The sequence below is a fragment of the Rhodococcus sp. NPDC006774 genome (assembly GCF_040636045.1).
In the GTDB taxonomy this organism is placed as follows: domain Bacteria; phylum Actinomycetota; class Actinomycetes; order Mycobacteriales; family Mycobacteriaceae; genus Rhodococcoides.
Map to the genome: position 1 here is coordinate 22119 of NZ_JBEYIW010000023.1, position 22576 is coordinate 44694.

Sequence of the window (22576 nt, forward strand, 5' to 3'; positions counted from 1 at the left end):
CGGACTCCGTTGCTGCCGGTCACCCACCGCGCCCGGCTCGGGCCGTAGCCGAGAGGTCGAGGTCCGGGTTCGATGTCAGGAGCGGCCCTCATGACGGCACTCGCGTGCAGCCGGTACCGGAGAAGTCTCTGCCGTTCATCAATTACTATGTTGCATAGTATTTGAAGTTATGGCAACTCTGCGGTGGAGACCGATCCCATGCCGTCGACGCGCAACACCCGTCCGAGGTACACCCGAGAACGAGGATCCGTGAACCGCTCCCCCACCACGTCTCCCACGCGAGTGCGTGCTTACACAGTGACTCTCGTGCTGACATTGGTCGCTACCGCGCTGACCGTCGACTACTGGGCGCAACAAGCGTTGCCCGGCTCTCCGATCGCACTACCGGTCCTCGAACTGCGACTCGCCTTCAACCGCGGAATGGCCTTCAGCCTGGGCGATTCGCTGCCTCTATGGGTGATCGTGTCGGTCACGGCGACGATCACCGCCGGGGTCGCGGCCTACGGATGGCACAGCGCTCGGCACGGGGAGCAGTGGACAACGGCAGCGCTGGCACTGATCCTCGCCGGTGCCCTGTCCAATGTTCTCGACCGGCTTGTCGATGGTGCGGTCACGGACTACTTCCACACTGGATGGTGGCCGACGTTCAACCTCGCCGATGTCTACATCACCAGCGGTGTCGTGGTGCTGATCGGTGCGTCGGTGTTCGTGCGGGATACAGCCGAGAGGCAGCCCGGTTCCGATTCGGCGGCCGCACACACCTGACCGTGGACCTCACTGTCTGCGGCTCCTTCGCCGTGTCGCCGGTGCAGTGCTCGCTACGGACGTCCCTGTGGACCACCGACCGCGCCGCGCAGATCCGTCTCACGACCCCGCGTGACCCGAGCCGGCGGGTTCGCACGACCCCGCCTCACCCACTTCGAAGACCTCGACTGCTCCCTGTCACCACGCCACTTCCCGACATCGCCCCTCACCGCGTGGAGGTTCGACCTGCAGCGTGGCGTGTTCGAGACTGTACTGATCGAGAAGGACCTGTTGAGCGGCAGCGAGCACCGGCGGTGAGGCGGTACCCGGGGTCACGGTCAAATGCGCCGACGCGACCTCCATCCCGGACGTCAGGGTCCAGATGTGCAGGTCGTGCACGTCCTCGACACCCTCGACGGCGGCCAACGACTTCTCGACCGCTGCCACGTCGATGCCCGACGGGGCGTGCTGCAGCAGTATCCGCACGGCGTGACGGCCCAGGTTGAACGCGCGCGGCAGGACGAACACTCCGATGGCGACCGCGATGACCGGATCTGCGTACCGCCATCCGAACAGGACGGTGACCAGCCCGCTGACGAGTACGCCGATCGAGCCGAGCATGTCCGCCATCACCTCGAGATACGCACCCCGAACGTTGAGGCTGTCCTTGGCGCCGCTGCGCAGCAAGGCGAACGCGATGAGGTTCATCACGAGCCCGAGTGTGGCCACCGCCATCACCGGGACGCCGGGGACCTCGGGCGGATTCGAGATGCGTTGCGCTGCTTCGTAAAGAATCCAACCGGCCACACCGAACAGCAGAAGTGCATTGAACAATGCGGCGAACACCTCGGCTCGGTAGAGCCCGAACGTGCGGGCAGCCTTGGTCGATTGTCGCTGCGCGAGTGTGATCGCCACGATCGCCATCAGTATCCCGAACACGTCGGTGAACACGTGTGCGGAATCGGAGAGCAGGGCCAGCGACGAGGTGGACAGGCCGACCACGACCTGCGTCACGAGGGTGACCGCCCCCAGGCCGACGGCGATCCACAGTCGGCCGAGGTGTTTTCCGGAAGCGCTGGCCGGTGAACCCGGCTCGATCCCGTGGCCGTGTCCGTGCCCCATCGCTGCTCCTTCGTCGTGTCCGGTCCGCAGAACGACAACATATTGCGATATGCGCATATATGCAAGTGTTGAAGGATCGTCCGGCGGCCCGGACTCGTACAACTATCATTCGTAGTAGTTCATTGTCGGCGCAGGTCGGACTGCCTCGCGCCTATGACGAAAACACGATCCACCGGGAAGAGGCGGACACCATGGCCACCGAAGCGGCCCGCTCGACCCGCGGCGCAGTGGATCGACGCTCCGGATCGCAGGTGATGGTGCTGTGCGCGGTGATTGCCGCGGTGGTCGCTGCACTGCTCGCCGCGATGTCGACGTCCCAAGCGCTCGTCCTGTTGGGTCTGCCCGATCCCGGCCCGGTCACCACGTTCGGGATTCCGGCGCTGACCGCGATCGGCGAGGTGGCCGCGGTCGTGGCGGCGGGTTCGCTGCTCCTCGCAGCATTTCTCGTTCCGCCTCAGAGGTCGGGTGTGCTCGACATCGACGGGTACGTAGCCGTCCGCACCGCGGCGAAGGCCTCCGCAGTGTGGGCGGTGTGCGCGGCGGCGTTGGTGCCGCTGACGCTCTCGGATGCGTCGGGTCAACCTGTCGGATCCGTTGCGGCGCAACCGGTGCAGTTCCTCGGTGCGATCGGCGATGTCGATTCCTCCACTGCATGGGCCATCACCTCTGCGGTCGCGGCGATCACCGCCGCAGCATGCGCGGCGGTGTTGCGGCATCGGTGGACCCCCGCCTTGTTCGCCCTGTCGATGCTCGCGTTGATCCCGCGCGCGGTCACCGGCCATTCCTCGACCGGCGGCAATCACGACATCGCGACGAACTCGTTGATTCTGCACATCCTCGCTGCCGCACTGTGGGTGGGCGGACTCCTCGCACTTCTCGCTCATGCGCTGCGCGGGGGTGGACACCTCGCCGTCGCGACCCGCCGCTATTCGACGCTCGCTCTGGTTGCGTTCGTGATCATGGCGGTCTCCGGAGTGGTCAACGCTGCCGTGCGAGTACCCGTGACGTCGCTGTGGGATTCGACGTACGGCGCTCTGATACTGGCGAAGATCGCAGCTCTGGCGATCGTGGGGACCCTCGGGTGGATGCAGCGACGACGAACGGTCGGCGCTCTGGCTCACGATCCCGAGAACCGCAGATCCCTGATCACGTTGTCGATGATCGAGACCCTCGTTCTCGTCACCACAGTGGGCCTGGCGGTCGCACTCGGTCGCACTCCCCCGCCCCCGCCGCAGGACGCTTCGCTACCTCAGGCGCACGAAGAGGCCTTGGGCTACGTGTTGGACGGCCCTCCCACCGCTGCGCGGTTGGCGTTCGAGTGGCGTTTCGACCTGGTGTTCGGCTCCGCGGCGGTGATCGCGGCCGTCCTGTACCTGCTGGCCGTGCGGCGCCGCCGGCGGGCAGGCCTGCCATGGCGGAGGCGGTGGACAGCGAGCTGGTTGACGGGCACTGCGGTGCTGCTCGTGGCGACCTCGTCCGGGGTCGGGCTCTACAGCCCGGCGATGTTCAGCGTGCACATGGCGGGACTGACCGCGGTCGCCATCGCCGTGCCGTTGCTGTTGGTCCTCGGCCGACCGGCCACCTTGGTCGCCTCGGTCCTGCCGACCGCGCCGGCAGCCGAGGCACCGGGCTCGCGCGAATGGCTCCGGGCTGCATGGCACAGCCGAGCAGCCCGGATCGCGATCCACCCGTGGGTCAGCACCACGGTGTTTCTGAGCAGCTTCTACCTGCTCTACCCCGGCGCAGTGTTCGACACCGTCGCCGACTCTCATGTGGCACACATGGTGATGAAGGGCTGGTTCCTGACCGTCGGGATGGTGATGTTCTGGGGCACGGTCGGCGAAGACCCGGTACCGAGACCGATCGCGGGACTGACGAAGTTGCTCGCGAGTATCACCGCGCTGGCCGGGTTCGCATTCTTCCTCGTCGTGACGATCGATCTCGAGACCGCGCTCGGAGCGAGCTTCTACAGCGGACTGCGTCTGGATTGGAACGCAGACCTGCTGGCCGATCAGCGGCGCGGCGGCACTCTGGCGTGGGGCATCGGCGAGTTGCCGTTGCTCGCTGCCGCGGTTCTCGCCGCGGTCCGGTGGTCGGCGGCCGACGAGAGCGCTGCACGGCAACGAGATCGCCGAGTCGACGATCAAGGTGATACCGAACTCGAGGCGTACAACACCATGCTCGGTGGCCTGTCCTCTCGGCGGGATCACCCCTGATACCCGAAGAATCCGTTCTCGGTCAGGGTCGCCGCAGCCCGCGGGATGTCCTGCCGAGGACCGTGACCAGCGGTATGGGCGAATCCGGGTCGAGCGGGATGGAAAAACTATGCTCGATAGTAGTAACCTGTGGCCTGACCGTCACCATTTCGTTATCTCGAGCGAGGCCTCGGCCTCGTAGCCACCAAGGATTGTGATCTTGGCCCGACACCGCACACCCGATCCGATCGACGACGACTGCGCAGCGCCGGCGCCGGCGCGCGGCGGCGTGATGTCGATGCCCGTCGGCACCAGGCCGCTGGCGCTCACCGATCGCCCCCGTCATCGGCGGGCCGAGTTCGCACCCTCGCGTTTCGTGACCGAGTCGCCCGCCGATGCCGGGTACTCCGAGACTCTGTCGGAGGACGAGCGCACGCCCTCGGCGCAGACGCCCGCACCGGATGGACCCGCTCACGCGGTCAGCGACGCCTGGGACACCGCGGGCGCGGGCGCTACCGCGTCGATGTGGGCGGCGCACGTGGCCGGTCCGGACGAGCCGACGCACGGCGAGGGTGACCGCGATGTAGTCCAGGCCGTGTCGCGAAGTGCTCGCCGCGGACTTCATCGCCGCCGGGTGCCGAAGCCGGGTGGCCGCGCCATCGCTGCGTCGGTCGCGGTCGGTGCCTTTCTTTCCGCGGCAGCGACGGCTCCGAACACGGGGTCGCAGGACAGTGTGGCGCTCAGCGCTGCGAGTATCGATCGACCTCCCGCCGGCGTCCTGCCGCCGAGCCCGGTCGTTGCCTCACCCCCGCAGGTGTTGCAGTTGCCCGATCTCGATGTCGGCCGGGTCGCGCAGCGCATGACCGAGCAACTCGCCGAGGGGGGAGTTCGGGCGGCGGAGCGCGCTGCACGCGATGCCGAGGCGCGGCGCCCGCTCTCGGTGGTGCCGGTGTCGGGCACATTGACCTCCAGTTCTGGGCCACGTTGGGGGACAACGCATTACGGACTCGACATCGCCAATACGATCGGGACGCCGATCGTATCGGTGACCGACGGTGAGGTCATCGAAGCAGGGCCGGCGCAAGGGTTCGGCCTGTGGGTGCGTATTCGTCAGGACGACGGCACGATCGGGGTGTACGGCCACATAGACCAGGCGCTCGTCACCGCCGGTCAACGTGTGAAAGCCGGCGAGCTCATTGCTACGGTAGGCAACCGAGGCCAATCCACCGGACCCCACCTGCATTACGAAGTGTGGCAACCCGACGGTGCCAAGTCCGACCCGACGGCGTGGCTGTCGGCACGCGGAGTCGATATCACCTGACACGACGAGGAAAGAAGAACTGGCGATGAAAAGGCTCGGTGATCTCGAAGCGGAGGTGATGAACGTGCTCTGGGAATGCGATCGACCGCAGTCGGTCCACGACCTGCGTGAACTCATGGCCGACAGAAACCCCGCCTACACCACGATCCTGACCGTCGTGACCCATCTCCACGAGAAGGGGTGGGTCGAGCGGACCAAGCAGTCACGCGCGTACCTGTACTCCCCGGTGCAGTCGCGCGCGGAGGCCACCTCGCAAGCGCTGCGCGAAATCCTCGACACCAGTACCGACTCGGCCGCCGTCCTGATGCATTTCGCGAAAACCGTCACCGACGACGAGCTCGACGCTCTGCGGGGGAACCTGCCGGACGTGAACCGGTGATCGTCGCGCTGGTGTTGCTCCTCGCGGCGATCATCGCGGCCGTCGCCCTGCCGCGGCCGCTGACCTCTCTCACCCGCACCGTGAACCCCACTCTCGCCTTGACCGCATGGATCGGCAGCATCGCCGGGGTGCTGTTTCTCGTGGGATCCGCGGTGACCGTGTTGCTCTGGCCCGGCCATGCGCCCGCCGAGGGCATGGTCGAACTCGCCGTCCGCTGTCTGGGCTCACTGCAACACGCGGCCCAGCCGTGGATCGGCGAAGCGGTCGCCGGAGCATCGGTCGTCCTCGCGGCGTCGGCGTCGGCGCGCGTCCTGCGCTCGACTCGCCGTCAGCTTCGAGCCCGGTCCAAAGTCCGCGACTATCACCGCGATGTCATCGCCGTCGTCGCGCGTACGGACCCCGGACCCGAACCGATCATGTGGCTCGACCACCCGCTCCCGCTGGCCTACAGCATCGACGGTCGCCCCGGCTACGTCGTGGCCACCGAAGGCCTGCTCGCCCATCTCGATCCCGATCAACAGCGAGCTGTGATCGCACACGAACGCGCCCACCTGCGCGGGCGCCACCACCGCATCGTCAACATCTGCGAGATCCTGGCCGCGGCGTTCCCTCGCGTTCCCCTGTTCGCCGCAGCACCTGCAGCGGTACGGGTTCTGGTCGAGGTCGCCGCGGACCGGTCCGCGGCCGCGGTCACCAGCGCCGACGCTGTACGTTCGGCACTGTCGACGGTCTCGCAGGCGCATTCTGCACGTCCACTGTGGGCACTGGGCCTGATCGGCGAATCGACCACCGAACGACTCCATCACCTCGATACGAGCACGCAGATGCCGACCCGGACAGTGCCCGGCGCATACGCTGCCGCCGCCGTACTGCCGCTCGTGGTGCCGGCCGCCATGGCAATCCTCACCCTCAGTGCGATCTCCGCCGCGGCATGTGCGGCCGTCCTGACCTGACCCACCCAAATACTATGCAACATAGTATTTGAGCTAGGCTGTCGGACGCGTCCTGTAATTCGCGTGCGATTCGAAGGTGGTTCCATGACGGCGCTGACATCTCCTCCGGCTGCGCCGGTGGTTCGCCCCTATCCACCCCGCGGGGCACGCAAGGGGTCGTTCCTGCACACGATGGTCACCACCACCGATCCGAAGGTCATCGGACTGATGTACCTGGTGACCTCGTTCGGATTCTTCCTCGTCGGCGGCCTCATGGCCTTGATCATGCGCTCCGAACTCGCCGTCCCGGGAATGCAGTTCCTCTCCAACGAGCAGTACAACCAGCTCTTCACCATGCACGGCACGATCATGCTGCTGCTCTACGCCACCCCGATCGTCTTCGGCTTCGGCAACTACATCCTGCCGCTGCAGATCGGCGCACCCGATGTCGCCTTCCCCAGGCTCAATGCCTTCTCCTACTGGCTTTACCTGTTCGGCGCACTGGTCACCACCGCCGGGTTCATCAGCCCCGGCGGTGCCGCCGACTTCGGCTGGACCGCGTACACCCCGTTGAGCAGCGCCGTCTACTCCCCCGGTATCGGATCCGACCTGTGGATCGTGGGCCTGCTCATCGCAGGCCTGGGCACCATCCTGGGCGGGGTCAACATGGTCACCACCGTGGTGTGCCTGCGCGCACCGGGAATGACGATGTTCCGCATGCCGATCTTCACCTGGAACATCCTGGTGACCTCGATCCTGATCCTGCTGGCGTTCCCACTGCTGACCGCGGCGCTGATGGGCCTGCTCGCCGACCGTAAACTCGGCACCCACATCTTCGATCCCGCCAACGGCGGGGCGTTGCTCTGGCAGCACCTGTTCTGGTTCTTCGGTCACCCCGAGGTCTACATCATCGCGCTACCGTTCTTCGGAATCGTCTCGGAGATCTTCCCGGTCTTCTCCCGCAAACCCATCTTCGGGTACAAGGGTCTGATCTACGCCACCGTCGGCATCGCAGCTCTGTCCATCGCGGTGTGGGCGCACCACATGTATGCCACCGGCGCCGTGCTGCTGCCGTTCTTCTCGTTCATGACCTTCCTCATCGCCGTGCCGACCGGAGTGAAGATCTTCAACTGGATCGGCACCATGTGGCGCGGCCAGGTCACCCTCGAGTCCCCCATGCTCTTCTCCATCGGATTCCTCGTCACGTTCGTCTTCGGCGGGCTGTCCGGAGTGCTCCTGGCGAGCCCGCCCATCGACTTCAACGTCACCGACACCTATTTCGTCGTCGCGCACTTCCACTACGTCGTGTTCGGAACGGTCGTGTTCGCGACCTATGCGGGCATCTACTTCTGGTTCCCGAAGATGACCGGCCGCATGCTCGACGAACGACTGGGCAAGTGGCACTTCTGGATGACGTTCCTCGGATTCCACGCCACCTTCCTCGTTCAGCACTGGCTCGGAGCGCAAGGAATGCCGCGCCGCTACGCCGACTATCTCCCGTCCGACGGGTTCACCACCCTCAACCAGGTCTCGACCGTGGGATCGTTCGTTCTCGGAGCCTCGACGCTGCCGTTCATCTGGAACGTCTTCAAGAGCTACCGCTACGGCGAAGTGGTCACCGTCGACGACCCCTGGGGGTTCGGTAACTCCCTCGAGTGGGCGACCAGTTGCCCACCACCGCGGCACAACTTCACCGAGATGCCCCGAATCCGCTCCGAGCGGCCGGCATTCGAGCTTCACTATCCGCACATGGTCGAACGCATCCGCGCCGAGCAGCACGTCGGTGGCCCGCACTCGGATTCGATCGCGCCCTCGGAAGTGATCACCGAAGCCATCGCCGGCCGTGAACGATCCGATCCGCCGGACCCGGTGAAATAACTATCGCCGCAGAAGTGACCCACCGCTAAACCGCCCTCCCTACTACTATGTCCCGTAGTTGTTGGGTCGGGCTCGATACAGAGGAGTACCCCACGTGAAACGTCTGATGCTGATCGCTGTGATGATCTGCGGGACAGCATTGTTCGCTGCAGCACCGGCGTCGGCGCACAGTGAGCTGGTCAGCTCCGACCCGCCCGCCGATGCCACCCTGGAGTTCGCGCCGATCGGTGTCGGTCTGGTGTTCAACCAGGACATCAACGAATCGTTCGCGACCATCAGCGTCGTGGGTCCTGGCGACATTCAGTGGGCACAAGGAACGGCCACGGTCGAGGGCCCCGACGTATCGGTCCTGCTCCAGGACGGACTCCCCAACGGGGAGTACACCGTCGGCTACCGTGTCACCTCCGCGGACGGGCACCCGATCACCGGGTCGTACGGTTTCTCCGTCGACGTTGCGGCGACCGCCACCCCTCAGGACGCCGCTGCACAGCAATCGCAGAGCGGTGCGACCTCGACCTCGCCGACTCCTGCTACCACGGCAACGCAGCCCTACGATCCCAACAATCCGTCCGCCAGCGAAGACCGGCCACCGAAACAGAACACCATGATGCTGCTCTCGATCGTGGGCCTGGCTGTGCTCGGTCTCGGTGCCATCGCCCTGACCCTGGTGATCCGAGGCAAGAACAAGCAATGACAGGGTGCCGATGATCATCGCTGCCGTTGCTCCCCCGGAAGGGCCGCCGACGCTGGCAGCGTTGTTGAGCTGGGATCTTCCTCCCCTACCGATCCTGCCGATCGCCGGTGTCGTCATGGCCGGGCTGTACTGCTGGGGGCTCTACCGGGTCCGCGGTCGAGGTATCGCATGGTCGCGGTGGCGGAGTGCGAGTTTTCTGCTCGGTTGCGCGGCGCTGGTCCTGGTGACCGGACTGCAGATCGAACGCTACGGCTACAGCCTGTTCAGCGTCTTCATGTTCCAGCATCTGACGTTGTCGATGACCATCCCACCGTTGTTGGTGGTGGGTTCGCCCGGACGACTTCTCCTGCGAGCCACCGCGCATCACGGAGCCGGTAGGTGGGTACTGATCGCGGCGCTGACGGGGTTGCGTAGCCGCGCCGGACGCATCGCTCTCCATCCCGGGCTGACGATCCCGTTGTTCCTTTTCAGCTATTACGGGCTGTATCTGTCGTCGATCTTCGATGTTCTCGCCATCACAGTCATCGGGCACGTATCGATGGAGATCTTCTTCTTCGCCAGCGGGCTGCTGTTCATCATCCCTGTGCTCGCCGTCGGCCCCCTCCCCGTTCGGCAGAGCAATCTGGGCCGGTTGTTCGACCTGTTCGTCGAGATGCCGCTGCACGTGTTCTTCGGTGTCATCTTGATGATGTCGAGCACCCCCATGCTGGCGACCTTCGCCTTCCCACCCCCGGAATGGGGCATCGATCCGGTATCCGATCAAAAGCTCGCCGGAGCGTTGGCGTGGTCCTACGGCGAACCGGTCGCCCTACTGGTCGTGCTCATCTTCTGCATTCAATGGAACCGGGACGAAAAAGAGGAATCGGCCGTCGCGGATCGCCAAGCCGAAGAGGACGGATACAGCGAACTGAACGCTTACAACGACTTCCTCAAACAGATCGGCACCGAAACCCGGTCCCGCACCGGACGATGACGCCAGACACTCTTAGCGGCCTGAATGGAAAGCACGATGAGCCACGACGCACGACAGGACAGCAGATGCCACTGATCCGCACACCCTCAACTGCTCGAGGACGGCTTGCCCTACATGTGCTGGCTTACAATGTCGTGCGCCTGCTCCTCGTGTGCGTCGCCGCAGGAGTGCTTTTGGCCGTCGACGCGCTGACCAGTCTCGACATTTCCTTCGTGTTGGTTCTTCTCATCGCACTCGCAGCAAGCCTGCCGCTGTCGGCACTGACGCTGAGAAAACTTCGCCGAACCATCAACGCGGACATCGAAACAGTCGATCGCATGCGCTCGATCAAGAAGCGAGGTCCCGCCGGCGGGACAACCCCTTAGTAAAACGCTGTGACGTCGGGGGTCGTGTAGCGGCGGCTGCCCGGCGCGGTGGGCATCGATGACCCATTCAACCCCCCGCCGGGGACATCGAATCCACTGGTATCGGCATGTGGCCTCGCCTGTCGATCGGCACGGCGACGGGGCCTGGACGCGCCAGCCACCTGGCCAGCCCTACTCGTCACGAAGCCGGTCGGAGACTCGACTCATCCTTGTTCCTGACGAGAGGCTGTGGAAGTGAGGTGACGATAGAGCGTGGCGCGGCCGATTCCGAGGACGGAGGCGAATTCCGTCTCCGGCATTCCGTCGGCGAGCATGCGGCGGCGAGGCCTGCCATGGTGCGTTCTTTGACGAGGTCTCGTTCGAATTCGGCGAGTGGGAACCAAAGATGTTGTACGTCATACGTCCTCCAATTGTGGAGGTGTCGATTCCTTCGGTGATGCTGCGGAGTGATGCGCCTTTGGTTTCGATGAGGTTGACGGCGACTGCACTGTTTCAGAAAGTGGACTGCGCTAATCACCTCTCGCGACCGCTAGAGCGTCTCGCTCTTCCCGCGCGAGGGTGAGGTTGCTGTAGAGGGCGGATCGTTTCAATCCGGTGTTCTTGCAGAGTGTTTCGATCTTGAACTGCCGTGTTTCGTATACCTGGAGTAGGTATGCCCGCTCTTCAGGGGTCAGGGTGTGCGGCCGGCCTTTCATCTTGCCAGCCGCTGCTGCGGCCGCGATCGCGTCGCGGGTGCGGGCTCGGATCAGGTCGGACTCGAATTCCGCCATGAGGCCCAGCATCCCGATGAACATTTTGCCCATGGGATCGGCTGGGTCGTAGACCTTGCCGTCGATCAACAGTGCCACTCCCCTGGCGGCGAGGCGGTTCACGGTTTCGTGGAGGTCTCCGGCCGATCGGGAGAGTCTGTCGAGTTTGGTGACGCAGAATTCGTCGCCTTCGCGGCTGGCGTTGATGGCGTTTTCGAGTCCGGGGCGTTTTGCTTGACGGCCGCTGACAGCGTGGTCGATATAGACCCGGTCGCGTTCGACACCGATCTTGGCGAGCAGTCCAATTTGGACGGAGGTGTCCTGTCTAGCGGTGCTGCAACGCGCGTACCCGATTTTCATGCCCCTCCGGCCTGCTGGACTCGATCTGTCCAGTAGAGACTACGGGAAGCTGGACCAATCAAGTGGACACTTCCAGCGGACGGTTCGGCTGAGAGAACGTCATGGTCAATCACTCTCAGTAGCCCGTCCGCACTCGTCCGGTATGACGATGGTCAAAACGCACACCCAAACCCGCAGGAAGCGACTCAGGCGATTTCCCGGGACTTCACCTGAATCGCATTACTCAGCCGGCCGGGGAATGTGGACGTCCAGGTACTGTCCCTCTTACCAACGCTTCGGAGAGCACTCAGCTCGACCACATCGGAAAGACCACCACCACATGAGACGTACACCCCTCGCTGCCGCAACTGTCCTGGCGGCAGGCCTGTTCCTCGCCGCGTGCGGCAACGACGACGACGCCAAGGTTGAAACCAACGTCGTTTCGCCGTCCTCCCAGGAGCAGCAGGTAGAGACCTCGGCCAAGCCGGTCTCGAAGTCCGATGCTGTTGTACAGGAGTTCACCACGGCTCTCGCTGACCTGGGAATCGAGCATGGCGAGCCAGAACGTACAGAGGTCGGATTGTCGGGGGCTCAGATGGTGTTCGATATGTCAGTGAACGGCTATGACGCCGGGATCAATATCTTTCAGGACGAGGAGGCGCTCGCGACGTGGCAGGAGGCCAGCGATTCCTTCGGCGGGATTCACGTCGTTCTGCCCGATGAGTATGCCGTGCTGTCATTGAACAGTTCAGAGGGCATCGCTGACTCAGCAGAGATCGCCCCGATGATTGCCGAGGCCGTGGGCGGCACCGCACACGGGGCTTAGACGCACGACCGGCGACTCCCCAACGCGATCCGGAAAGACGCCGGTCACTACATCCAATTTCGAATTTGACAGTGCACTTTGTCGATGGCCAAAACGCGCGCTCGAGCCCGGAGAACGCCGCCCAGCGCGTATCTGATCCAGGGCAGAACGCGTTAAGAGTTCATCAGCTGTTGAAAGCAACTCCCTGTGCGTTTTCTGGGCCAGAACTAGCCCCCGACATACAAACCGAACCGTTCTTTTGGTATTCATACTTGGACGCTCAACAGTAAAGCTTGAGCAAAGATCCGGATGTTGAGGGCGAAATGACCTGGCTGTTGCAACGAGCTTCTTGGATTACGAACCGATTTAGACCCGCGGACGGCCAGCTCAACAAACATTTCAGATCGGTTGCTGCGCTGGCGGTTTTCGGAGTGGTCGTGGCGGGGTGCTCGAGTACGCCCGAAAAGATCGATCCGAAGGACGTGGTTCTAGTGGTCGATTCAGCGATCACTGCGGAGGCCCCCGCGGAAGTCGACCTCGCTGATGGCGTTAAGGCATCGTTCTACTACTCGGTAACTTCTGCGAAGGTGGGCAACAGACCTGTCGTGCATGTCGAGTTGGTGCCGGATCCGCCTGGGCCATCCGTAAATTTTCGAGCACACGTTGAAGTGTCGCAGAATGGCGAGCCTATCGATGTGTACTTTTCGTATGACGATTCTGGCTCTACGAAGAACGAGAAGGTCGTAACGGGCAGCAGCGACCGGGTGGAGTCTCAATCCTTCGGTCTCCTCCCACAGACGTCCGGACCTCGGTACGACGGTTCCAGCGACGAACTGAACAGCCGGTCTGGTGATGATTTCACTTTTACGCTGTCTCAGATGGAGACGAGCACGAGCCCTTTCCAGCCGACCGAACTGGTGCGGCGGTCCCTGCCCACGTTCGACGAGACTCCTGCGGATCAGTTCAACAAGCTGGCATCCGAACGACGTTGGCCTGTTCCTTCAAGTTTCAAGTCACCCGGAATCGATCCAGTCCGGCTTCCTGCGATTGCAATGCAAAGCTTCATTGACCAGGTCAACGGCTGGGGCATTCGGGGCGCAACGTCGAGTTCTCCGACGCAGATTTTCGCAGACTGGATGACCGATTGGAATGTTCACATGTTGACCGAAGGAATCAAAACCCTCGGCGATGCACAGATCAAGGACACTTATCAACGCGTTTTGTCCGGGGACATCGAGAAGTGGTTCGGTAACGGAACATACGTTGTCGGCAATGGCCCAAACCAGATACCACCCGGCACGTACGTGTCCGCGAAGCCGAACGGCGCGCTGATCAAGGATGCCTACTGGGAGCGCACTTCCGCATCTGGTGACATCATCGACAACAATTTCGTTTCGTCTGCCCAGCAAGTAACCGTCACGATTGCATCCGGCGACGGACAGTTCACAAGCTCTGGAATGGGTACCTGGCGACCGTCTGCATGATGCCTTCGACATGCAGACGGGTCTTTCTGGACCATGAAGCCGGCGACGGACGTTTCGGGGCTCTACAAAGCGATAGGCGGATGATACGCCGTCGCTGATGCATACGAACTGCACTCTACGATCTCCAACGGCGGCTTGAACCTCGGGTTGAGCGCATGCTCAGCGTGCCCGCCAGGGGATTTCCGCTGCGCGGCACGACGTCCCACCGGAGCTCGCAGAAGAGCCGCCAGGCAAACCATGCTGGCGGCTCTCGTCATGCGGGCCTCTGGGCGTCTACGTAAGCTCGAAGGTCATCGAGCCAATCTCGTTCTGGCCCAGATTCGTCGAAGCGATCAGCTCCACAGGGGTTGTCGTGTCGGACAGCTCGTACGCGATCGCGTTGGGGACAGTCCCGCCCTCCTTGATCTTGTTCATCTGTGAGTCGAGGAACGCAGCGTCCGGCAGCGAACCGACACCAAGCTTGTTCTCCGCGTTGGGATCGTTGTCCTGGTATGCCTCGAATCGGAATATCCACGCCGTTCCCGGATCCGTTTCCTTGCCGGAGACATTCGTCGTGTCATACCAGAATGCAATGACGGGCTTCTTGCCGTACTTGTTGCCTTCCTCGCCGACCTGAATTGTCTGCACGTCGGTGATTTTGATGACGACGTCCTCCGTCGTAAGGACGTTGTTCATGAACGACGCCTCGGGAGGTGCCGCAGCGGGCGCGTCGATGGCGACTGTCGATCCCGGTGTCGGTTCGGCAGTCGGTTCTGCCGAATTGCAGCCGACGAGCGCGATGGCCGCGATGCTGACGGTCAAGCTGGCGAGCGAGAGTTTGGTGATGCGGTGCATGTGATGTCCTCTGGTGAATGTCGAGCAAGTGATCAGAGCATTTGATCGGGTGCTGATTATCGTTCACGGCGTTCGCGCCAATGGACGTGTACACGATGTCACTGGTAGCCGATACTCTTTGGTCGCTAGAACACACATCACACGGAGCTCGGAGATCTCGATGGTTGAACCGGTCAGGGTGGACAAGGTCAACCTGAAGAGGGCGGACAAGGTCAACCTGAAGAGGGTCGGCGACTTCACCAAGTTCGCGCGGGATAGCTCGAAACAGCTGGGTGAACAGACCAGCGACCTCAAGGTCGCCGCGTCAGATACCTTCGGGAAACTGACAGCGAAGAAGCCTGACCCATATCAGGAGGGGATAGCCGAGTACAACGGCGCGTTCACCTCGATGAGCGACAAAGGCCTTTCTCTCTTACTCCTGCGAGAACGCTCGACAGATCTGATCGAGCTCGTCGAACAGCTGGTGAACAGCGTCGTCAACACCCCGAAGTCCTTCGAGACCGACATCGCCAAGATCGACATCAACAAAGCCCAGTTCTTGGGAGCGGAGGAGTTCGCGCGGAAGGATCTCGAAGCCGCACGACAGTCGGCGGCAGGTGCCACCGCCGGGTTCTCCGCAGGCGCTGCGGTCGCGAGCATGGCACCGACTGCGGCACTATGGGTTGCCACCACCTTCGGCACCGCATCGACCGGCACCGCGATCTCCGCACTCTCCGGCGCGGCAGCAAGCAACGCCGCACTCGCATGGCTCGGCGGAGGAGCTGTTGCAGCCGGCGGCGGAGGCACCGCAGCCGGCGGAGCCTTGCTCGCCCTCGCCGGCCCCATCGGCTGGACGGTCGCCGGTGCCACACTGCTCGCATCGATAGCCGTGTTCACCAAGAACAAGTTCGACAACCGCGAGGCAAAGCACGCAGCGCTGACCTCGGTGAAGAAGAACACCGCGCAGATAGAAGGCATAGACGCCCAGATCGATGATCTCCTCCGGCGTACAGCGGCCCTCCGGGACAAACTCCTGCGAAGCTACAGCGCAGCACTCACGTGCTTCGGCGCTGATTTCCTCACATTGCCCGTACCTCAGCAGTTCCAGCTCGTGGCGCTGGTGAACAACACGAAGGCATGCGCAGCCCTGCTGACGAAGCGCATCGAGCAAGGCACCGATGATGAGTGAGGCAGTTGAGCTCGGCAAGAGCAACCAGGAACAGGCTGTCGCAGCCTGGGTGAACTACCTCAATCAACTCCGGCTCGATAGCCTCCTGAGCACCCTCGACCAGCAGGACATGAATCTGGCGGATGCGCTCGCCAGCGTTACCGCGGCGGTTCGCAAGATCGACCTCGAGGTGGTCACAACCAACCGCGGCGGAGTGAAAGGCATGCACGGCTTCATCGCCGAGGTCGCAGAAGTGGGCGTCGGCAACGCTCGACGCCAGGTCTCGGGCGAAAACCCGCTTTACCAGTGGGTGAACGACAACGGCCCCGTCGACCTCATGCGCAGCGGCGTAGCAATCCAGCAGAAGTTCTTCGCGGCTGGCAACCGCTTCGGCCTCGGCGCGATCGCGGACCACCTCCAGAAGTATCCCGACTTCGTCGAGAACGGCGGGAAGTATCAGATTCCCCGCGATCACTTCGAGGTAATCCAGAAGTTGCACGCCATGCCACGCGAGGAGGCCGGCAAACTCTTGACTCGCACCGGCGACGGCCCATCTTACGGAGACTGGACGCGAGTGCAGTCCTTCTTCGAAGGGGGTTCTCTCGGCGTCGAGTCACTCGAGCCCTCGCACCTGAAGTACTCCGAGGTCCAAATGGGTGCCTACGGCGCAACTCTCGAGTCAGAGACGGATTCCCTCCGCTCCACCGATCAGTCCCTGCGTGACGACGCCTACCAAGCAAGCAAGCCGACGCTACGGGAGGGCACGAAGGCCACACTTGCGGCCGCCGCCATCGAAGGCGGGACCGCACTCGCGCTGGCCGTGATCGCGAAACGCCGTGCAGGCAAGCAGCTCAAAGACTTCACACGCGAGGACTGGACCGACATCGCAGGCGAAGGAGGTCTCGGTGCCACCCAAGGCGGTGTCCGAGGACTCAGCATCTACTGGCTCACGAACTTCTCCGCCACCCCCGCCGCCGTTGCCAGCTCGATCGTCACCGCTGCTTTCGGCGTCGCGGAGCAGGCGAACAAACTTCGTCGCGGTGAGATCGATGAGTTGGCGTTCATCGAGAACTCGGAGCTGGTCTGTCTCGAGACTGCCGTCAGCGCCCTGTCATCCTTCGTCGGCCAGGCCATCATTCCGGTGCCAGTTCTCGGTGCCGTGATCGGCAATACTGTCGGCGTTGTCATGTATAAGGCTGTGTCGTCTTCACTCTCAAAGCGAGAGGCATCGCTGATCGAGCGCTATCTCGGCGAGCAGCGCATCCTCGATGAGCAACTCGCCGCCGAGTACCAGGAGCTGATCAACCAGCTCGATGCGAGCATGTCCGACTACCTAGGGGTGCTCGAACGGGCCTTCTCCCCCGATGTGGAGGTCGCTCTCCTCGGATCCGTCGAGCTCGCACTCGAGCTCGGTGTGGCCGCTGACGAGGTCTTGGATTCCGACGAGAAAGTCCTCGCCTACTTTCTCGACTAAGGCAATGCTCCAGAAGAGTGGACAGGCCGCCCTGTTCGGACCAAATACCGATGGAAGCGCCCGCTGACCTACCAACATATTTGTGCACCACACTTCTGACGCAGAAATTTCACAAGACGACTGCACTGGACGGTAAAACGCCAGCACGCAGTGCAGCCCACTTCTGAAACTGACAGCTACGCGAGGGTGTCGACGACCGATCAGAGCGCCGACGCGCAGAGCGAAGCCTTGAGCGCTGCCGGGTGTTCGAGAGTGTGGACGGAAACTGCGTCGGGTGCGACGACGTCTCGGCCGCAGCTGTCGGATCTGTTCTCGCATCTGCGGCGCGGCGACACGTTGGTCGTGTGGCGACTCGACCGTCTCGGGCGATCACTCCCCCATCTCCTCGAAACGGTCGAGCAGCTCGACGTCGATGGCGTCGGATTCCGCTCGCTGACCGAAGCGATCGACACCACCACCTCCGGCGGAAAGCTGATCTACTCCATCTTCGGAGCATTGGCGGAATTCGAACGCAACCTCATCCGCGAACGCACCAACCTCGGACTGGCAGTGGCACGCGCCCAAGGGCGACTCGGTGGCCGACCACCGGCGATGTCCGGGACGCAAATCAAACAAGCGAAGCGAATGCGCACCGGCGGAATGTCACTCACCGACATCCGAGAAGTGCTCGGAGTGTCGCGATCGACGCTGTACCGGCACTTGAAATAGCCCACCGCCAATCGCCGTTTCTCGCACATGGCCCGCCGGGCCGATGCGAGTCAACTTCCGAAGCTGCCACCGTGGGGGTCTCGGGCACATCGACGACTTTGAAAATCGATGGACGCATGATCAGCCACGAGAATTCGTCTGCTTCAATTCCGTCATGACCGAACCGGTAGAGATCACAACGACACCACCCACCATTGGTGACACACTCCAAGTGCGACGCCTAGAGGGCGGCACCGCTACCGGGACCGTAGTCGAGGACTTCGCCGACTACTTGCTGACCGTCCCCGCCGCCGGCCGAGACTGGGCCATGCCCCATCGATGGGCCATCGCGTCGGAAGACGGAACGCTGATCTTCGCCGACGACGCCGACATCATCGAGCACCACAAATCCGAACCGTCGACGACAGCACCGACAACATCGAACGACATCAGCGACAAGACCTGACCGGTGGACATCTACTCAATTCTGGTTGCCTCGGTCATCGGGTCCGCGGCCGTACTAAGCATTGCCAAACCAGTCCTGCTGGCCATGACGATCATCGACATCACGCGGGCGCTGCGAAACCGCACCAAAGGTTCCCCAGGCCAACACCGGCGTCAGCACGAAGTGCAGCCAACTTCTGACACTGACAAACGTCATCGACACTACTGATCCTCGCGTTGATCGCCCTCGCTGGTGGGAAGTCGATTCACGTCGCGATCACCGTAGGAATCACCCCATTTCCACACGCCACTGAGTGCATCGCGAACTTCGCTACCGCCCCGACGACGGCGTAGGCGCGTGGTACGCATGGCGTACTCACGGAGTCGATCACGGACATCGTCGTCCAGGTCTGGGCCACTGGGCAGATTCAAGGCCCACCACAACCGGCGCCGATACTCCGCACCCGAAATCCCGAACGCCACGAAGATGTCTTCGTCATCGGCACCTCCATAGGGTTCCCAGCGCACCGCGAACCCCACAAAAGTCTCTGCCGACCGCTCTTCCATCATACCGATGATTCTGGTCGACGTATCGACCCGTCCGCACATCGGCCGCCCACCCCCACCACAGCCTTGAACACCCCGACCTGTGGTGCCGATTGTGCAGTTCACTTCTGCACTCAGAATGTCAGAAGACGACTGCAATCACGGGTAAAACCCCAGCAAATCGTGCAGCCTACTTCTGAAACTGACAGCAGCGTTTCACGTTTGCCGGTCAACCTCTCCCGTGGCTACCGAATCACACCGGAGCCGAGCGGGCCGACCTGGCCCCATCCCTGAGTGCATCGCCGTTCCGACAACTCGTAGTCGTTTTCTATCGACGTTTCGGCATCGTCGAACGGGAAGCCGCACCAGACCGCCGATCGAGTGCGGACGCCTGTGTAAGGCTCTCGTGATCAGCTGGGGTCTTCGTGGGCGAGAGCGCGGTAGCCTTTCGCTCCGGCACGGTCGACGGCGGCTTTGACGACCCCGAACACCGCGCCATGAATGGCGGCCGCGATCAGCACCTCTTGGACGGTGCGGCTCAGGTCTTTCGGGTCGGGAGTCGAGGTGTCGTTGTCGCCGATACGTTTCCACACCTGCTTGAACACCACCCCGGCAAGTACCCCGCCGAGCACGCGGGTAGCCAGCGACAGCGGTTTGTACACCGCTTTCGACACCGCACTCATCGCAGCAACCGCCGCGCACGGCGACGACGCGAGAACACCACCAGCACTACCGCCGCGACCAGGGTCCCGACAGCGGCCGCGGCGACCTGCGGATTGTCCTGAGCCAACGTCTTGGCCTTCTCCGCCTGAACGGTTGCTTCACTGCGCACCCGCGCAGGCACATCGACTTTGTCGGCGAGCGCCGCCACCGTCTCGGCGAGTTCGGCGCGCTGCTGTTCGATATCCGGCACCGGCGCTACTGGCGGGTCTGTCACGTGCGCCTCCTCGCCTGTCTCGTTACCGCGTGCAACGTGCTTGTTCTCGGTCATCGGATTCCCTTCTTGATGGCGGTGATGTCGTCGTTGACACTGGCGACGGTCTCTGCCGGTACCGGAGGTACCGCATTCTTCGCGCGTGAGGTCCCCACCGCAGCCAAAACCCCTCCCACCACCAGGACTGCGGCGGCGACGATCAGCGCTGCCAGCCACGCCGACAGCACTGTCGCCAACCCCAGCACTGCAGTTGCTATCAGAGTGGCGAGACCGAAGAACAGCAGCAGTGCGCCCGCACCGGTGATACCGATACCGATGCCGAGCCGGGTGCCTTTGCTTTTCACTTCCTCGAGGCCTGAGCGGATCTCGCTGCGCACCAGCGTCGACACCTGATCGGTCAAACGTTCGACGAGCTGCACTGTCGACAGATCCGCAGCCGAAGTGCGGGCTTCCTCCGACGGTGGCCCGGAATGAGCGTTCATTGTTTCTCCCTGCATATGTTGATTCGAAGTGATGTCTCCGCCAGTGCTGGAGCCGGAAACAGGTACAGGCAACGGCTCTTCGTCGCCGTGTGTCGTGCGATTGTGTCTGTCATCGCGCTGCCCAGCACCGCTGGAATGTGCCGTGGCATGTTGGTGGCGAAGCCGAAGCCGTCGTCCGTCGTCGACGGCGGCGGCATCTTTCTCCTCGTTCTTCTCCGACACCCGAGTATCTCGGGGTGGGAGCTGCAAACGTTCCTCGGCGACCATCCCTGCCTGCAGTTGTCGGCCACGTTCGAGTTCGGAATCGAGTTCGGCACCGAACAGCAACGCAAGGTTGGTGATCCACAACCACAGCAGGAACACGATCGCCCCGGCCAACGATCCGTAGGTCTTGTTGTAGCTGCCGAAATTGGCGACGTAGAACCCGAACAGGATCGTCGCGGCGACCCACACCACGATCGCCACCACTGCTCCGCTGCTGATCCACCGAAACTTCGGCTGCTGAATATTCGGAGTCGCGTAATACAACAACGCGACCGCGAGAACGACGATGCCCAGCACGACCGGCCACCGTGCGATGTTCCACACCGTCAACGCGGTATCGCCGAGACCGACCGCATCCCCCACCGCGGCTGCTACCGGTCCGCTGACCGCGAGCATCACCGCCGCGAGAGCAATCAGCACCAGCGCCGCCACCGTCACCAGCAACAGCACCGGCCGCAATTTCCAGACCGGACGCCCTTCCTCGACCTCGTACATTCGGTTCATCGCCCGCCCGAACGCCCCCACATACCCCGACGCCGACCACAACGCACCCGCAACACCAGTAACCAGAGCGAACCCTGCGGCCGGAGCGGACACCAACTGCGTGATCGGCTCCCGCAGCGTCTCCACCGCCGAGGAGGGTCCCAGATCGGACACGATCTGCAACACACCATCGACGGTGGCTTGTCCTTGCCCGAACACACCGAGCAGCGACACGATCGCCAACACAGCGGGAAACAGCGACAACACTGCGTAGTACGTCAACGCTGCCGCGAGATCGGTGCACTGATCACGCGAGAACTCACGCGCAGTCTTGCGAAGCACGAACAGCCACGACGTTTTCGTCAGCTCCGTCGGCGAGTCGGCCTTGCGCGGATCATCCGGGTCGGCATCCACCGGTGCGGACGGGACATCATCGTTCTCACTCACCTGACGCTAGTACCCGCAGCACACCGATGAAAACATTGCCCGAGAGTCAGCAGCAGATGAATCGTCGGCACAGATAACGCAGTAACAGTCTGGTCTTGCGCCGCAAAATGGACCGAGCTTGGTACGCAGAGCACCGCTACCACCGGCGCGGTCTGTCTCTCGATGAGTGAACAACCCGTCAACCGAACAGGGTTTCATCGGAAATAGAACGGGGACGGTTTTCGCCCGGTGGCGGTGACAGATCACCATCACTCTTCCGTTGTTGTACACGGCCCCATACCCACGACGTTATCGGCGTTGTCCGCAGGCGAGGCGTCGAGACCACCGCGAATCGGCTGCTGACCGGCCTGCTTCAATGCTGAACTATGACCGATCCCAAACAAACCACCACCGGAGCCCTCTCGGTTGGTGACATCGTCGAAGTGCACCGCCCCGACGGGACCACCTCTGCAGGGACACTCGTCGAGGACTTCGGGGACTACCTCCTGCCCGCAGACACCCTCGGTCGCACCTGGGCGCCCCCACACCGCTGGGCGATCGCCCTGGACGCCGGGGCCCTCGTCTTCGCCGACGACCAGGACGTCACCGCACTACCTGCTTCCCCACCCACCAACACCGCAGCCAACAGTCCCGCAGCTGACAGCACCGCCGGCACGCCGTGACGAAACACCCTCGATCTGTCCCCCGCCGCACCTATCTGTTCTGGAGCGGCGTAGCGCTCGTGCTGATCACCTGCGCGGCGTGGGCACTCGACCCCGAACGCGGGTTCCTCAGCGCCGCGATTCTCGGCGCCACCGGGACCGCCGTATTCCTGGCACTCGTAGCCGTCATCAGCAGAACAGGATGAGCGAACA

26 protein-coding genes are annotated in these 22576 nt (G+C 63.1%); 17 read left to right on the top strand and 9 right to left on the bottom strand.

Annotated elements, in window-relative coordinates:
- The first annotated feature begins 198 nt into the window (after nt 1-198).
- A complete protein-coding gene (gene lspA / locus ABZ677_RS23845; protein ID WP_259468030.1) occupies nt 199-765 on the top strand; it encodes a signal peptidase II in 567 nt (188 codons plus the stop codon).
- Between the two features lie 177 nt (nt 766-942).
- Here the strand turns inward: lspA and ABZ677_RS23850 are convergent, their stop codons facing one another.
- Entirely contained in the window at nt 943-1866 is a 924-nt protein-coding gene (locus ABZ677_RS23850; RefSeq protein WP_121872700.1) for a cation diffusion facilitator family transporter, read from the bottom strand.
- Nucleotides 1867-2057: 191 nt separating this feature from the next.
- Here ABZ677_RS23850 and ABZ677_RS23855 point away from each other — a divergent pair, with 191 nt between their 5' ends.
- Nucleotides 2058-4082 carry a cytochrome c oxidase assembly protein gene (locus ABZ677_RS23855; protein WP_121872701.1) on the top strand — a complete coding sequence of 675 codons (2025 nt, stop codon included), beginning with the start codon at nt 2058-2060 and terminating at the stop codon, nt 4080-4082.
- 141 nt (nt 4083-4223) lie between these two features.
- On the opposite strand, the gene ABZ677_RS23860 is transcribed toward ABZ677_RS23855, so the two are convergent.
- Nucleotides 4224-4391: a hypothetical protein gene (locus ABZ677_RS23860; RefSeq protein WP_358373902.1), complete on the bottom strand. Its 168-nt coding sequence runs from the start codon at nt 4389-4391 to the stop codon at nt 4224-4226.
- Between the two features lie 328 nt (nt 4392-4719).
- Here ABZ677_RS23860 and ABZ677_RS23865 point away from each other — a divergent pair, with 328 nt between their 5' ends.
- From ABZ677_RS23865 to ABZ677_RS23895, 7 genes are all read left to right on the top strand, one after another.
- Nucleotides 4720-5382 carry a M23 family metallopeptidase gene (locus tag ABZ677_RS23865; protein ID WP_358373992.1) on the top strand — a complete coding sequence of 221 codons (663 nt, stop codon included), beginning with the start codon at nt 4720-4722 and terminating at the stop codon, nt 5380-5382.
- A gap of 25 nt (nt 5383-5407) precedes the next feature.
- Nucleotides 5408-5761, top strand: coding sequence for a BlaI/MecI/CopY family transcriptional regulator (locus ABZ677_RS23870; RefSeq protein WP_032382574.1), 354 nt, complete (start codon nt 5408-5410; stop codon nt 5759-5761).
- Complete coding sequence (locus ABZ677_RS23875) at nt 5758-6714, top strand: M56 family metallopeptidase (protein ID WP_206498359.1); 957 nt, start codon at nt 5758-5760, stop codon at nt 6712-6714. The genes ABZ677_RS23870 and ABZ677_RS23875 overlap by 4 nt, the downstream gene beginning before the upstream one ends.
- Nucleotides 6715-6798: 84 nt before the next feature.
- Entirely contained in the window at nt 6799-8571 is a 1773-nt protein-coding gene (ctaD, locus tag ABZ677_RS23880; protein WP_206498360.1) for a cytochrome c oxidase subunit I, read from the top strand.
- 94 nt (nt 8572-8665) lie between these two features.
- Complete coding sequence (locus ABZ677_RS23885) at nt 8666-9265, top strand: copper resistance CopC family protein (RefSeq protein WP_206498361.1); 600 nt, start codon at nt 8666-8668, stop codon at nt 9263-9265.
- A 10-nt stretch (nt 9266-9275) separates the two neighbouring features.
- Nucleotides 9276-10238 carry a cytochrome c oxidase assembly protein gene (locus ABZ677_RS23890; RefSeq protein WP_094650931.1) on the top strand — a complete coding sequence of 321 codons (963 nt, stop codon included), beginning with the start codon at nt 9276-9278 and terminating at the stop codon, nt 10236-10238.
- 65 nt (nt 10239-10303) lie between these two features.
- Nucleotides 10304-10603: a DUF4229 domain-containing protein gene (locus ABZ677_RS23895; protein ID WP_206498362.1), complete on the top strand. Its 300-nt coding sequence runs from the start codon at nt 10304-10306 to the stop codon at nt 10601-10603.
- Between the two features lie 509 nt (nt 10604-11112).
- Here ABZ677_RS23895 and ABZ677_RS23900 read toward each other — a convergent pair.
- Nucleotides 11113-11712 (bottom strand): recombinase family protein, encoded by a 600-nt coding sequence (locus tag ABZ677_RS23900; protein ID WP_094742445.1) that lies wholly within the window; start codon nt 11710-11712, stop codon nt 11113-11115.
- A gap of 319 nt (nt 11713-12031) precedes the next feature.
- Here ABZ677_RS23900 and ABZ677_RS23905 point away from each other — a divergent pair, with 319 nt between their 5' ends.
- Entirely contained in the window at nt 12032-12517 is a 486-nt protein-coding gene (locus ABZ677_RS23905) for a hypothetical protein (RefSeq protein WP_037149393.1), read from the top strand.
- 272 nt (nt 12518-12789) lie between these two features.
- On the top strand, nt 12790-13980 hold the full coding sequence (locus ABZ677_RS23910; RefSeq protein WP_358373911.1) for a hypothetical protein: 1191 nt from the start codon (nt 12790-12792) through the stop codon (nt 13978-13980).
- A 273-nt stretch (nt 13981-14253) separates the two neighbouring features.
- Here ABZ677_RS23910 and ABZ677_RS23915 read toward each other — a convergent pair whose 3' ends face one another.
- Nucleotides 14254-14814, bottom strand: coding sequence for a DUF5067 domain-containing protein (locus ABZ677_RS23915; protein WP_080734330.1), 561 nt, complete (start codon nt 14812-14814; stop codon nt 14254-14256).
- Between the two features lie 13 nt (nt 14815-14827).
- On the opposite strand from ABZ677_RS23915, the gene ABZ677_RS23920 reads away from it, so the two are divergent.
- From ABZ677_RS23920 to ABZ677_RS23935, 4 genes are all read left to right on the top strand, one after another.
- Nucleotides 14828-15982: a hypothetical protein gene (locus tag ABZ677_RS23920; RefSeq protein WP_358373914.1), complete on the top strand. Its 1155-nt coding sequence runs from the start codon at nt 14828-14830 to the stop codon at nt 15980-15982.
- On the top strand, nt 15975-17435 hold the full coding sequence (locus tag ABZ677_RS23925) for a hypothetical protein (protein ID WP_358373916.1): 1461 nt from the start codon (nt 15975-15977) through the stop codon (nt 17433-17435). The genes ABZ677_RS23920 and ABZ677_RS23925 overlap by 8 nt, the downstream gene beginning before the upstream one ends.
- A gap of 186 nt (nt 17436-17621) precedes the next feature.
- Nucleotides 17622-18143, top strand: a complete 522-nt coding sequence (locus tag ABZ677_RS23930) for a recombinase family protein (protein ID WP_358373919.1) — start codon at nt 17622-17624, stop codon at nt 18141-18143.
- A gap of 154 nt (nt 18144-18297) precedes the next feature.
- Nucleotides 18298-18588 carry a hypothetical protein gene (locus ABZ677_RS23935; RefSeq protein ID WP_358373922.1) on the top strand — a complete coding sequence of 97 codons (291 nt, stop codon included), beginning with the start codon at nt 18298-18300 and terminating at the stop codon, nt 18586-18588.
- Between the two features lie 54 nt (nt 18589-18642).
- Here ABZ677_RS23935 and ABZ677_RS23940 read toward each other — a convergent pair whose 3' ends face one another.
- From ABZ677_RS23940 to ABZ677_RS23960, 5 genes are all read right to left on the bottom strand, one after another.
- The gene (locus ABZ677_RS23940; RefSeq protein WP_358373925.1) at nt 18643-18783 is read right to left on the bottom strand and encodes a hypothetical protein; all 141 of its coding nucleotides are present in this window, start codon (nt 18781-18783) and stop codon (nt 18643-18645) included.
- Between the two features lie 5 nt (nt 18784-18788).
- A complete protein-coding gene (locus tag ABZ677_RS23945; RefSeq protein WP_358373928.1) occupies nt 18789-19136 on the bottom strand; it encodes a hypothetical protein in 348 nt (115 codons plus the stop codon).
- Nucleotides 19137-19522: 386 nt separating this feature from the next.
- Entirely contained in the window at nt 19523-19795 is a 273-nt protein-coding gene (locus ABZ677_RS23950) for a DUF4235 domain-containing protein (RefSeq protein WP_358373931.1), read from the bottom strand.
- Entirely contained in the window at nt 19792-20049 is a 258-nt protein-coding gene (locus ABZ677_RS23955; protein ID WP_032375695.1) for a DUF3618 domain-containing protein, read from the bottom strand. The genes ABZ677_RS23950 and ABZ677_RS23955 overlap by 4 nt, the downstream gene beginning before the upstream one ends.
- Before the next feature lie 50 nt (nt 20050-20099).
- Nucleotides 20100-21722 carry a YhjD/YihY/BrkB family envelope integrity protein gene (locus ABZ677_RS23960; RefSeq protein WP_358373934.1) on the bottom strand — a complete coding sequence of 541 codons (1623 nt, stop codon included), beginning with the start codon at nt 21720-21722 and terminating at the stop codon, nt 20100-20102.
- A gap of 365 nt (nt 21723-22087) precedes the next feature.
- Between ABZ677_RS23960 and ABZ677_RS23965 the strand changes: the two genes are divergently transcribed.
- Together ABZ677_RS23965 and ABZ677_RS23970 are read left to right on the top strand one after the other, a co-directional pair.
- A complete protein-coding gene (locus tag ABZ677_RS23965) occupies nt 22088-22384 on the top strand; it encodes a hypothetical protein (RefSeq protein WP_068051217.1) in 297 nt (98 codons plus the stop codon).
- Nucleotides 22381-22569, top strand: coding sequence for a hypothetical protein (locus ABZ677_RS23970; RefSeq protein WP_032375675.1), 189 nt, complete (start codon nt 22381-22383; stop codon nt 22567-22569). The genes ABZ677_RS23965 and ABZ677_RS23970 overlap by 4 nt, the downstream gene beginning before the upstream one ends.
- Nucleotides 22570-22576: the final 7 nt, after the last annotated feature.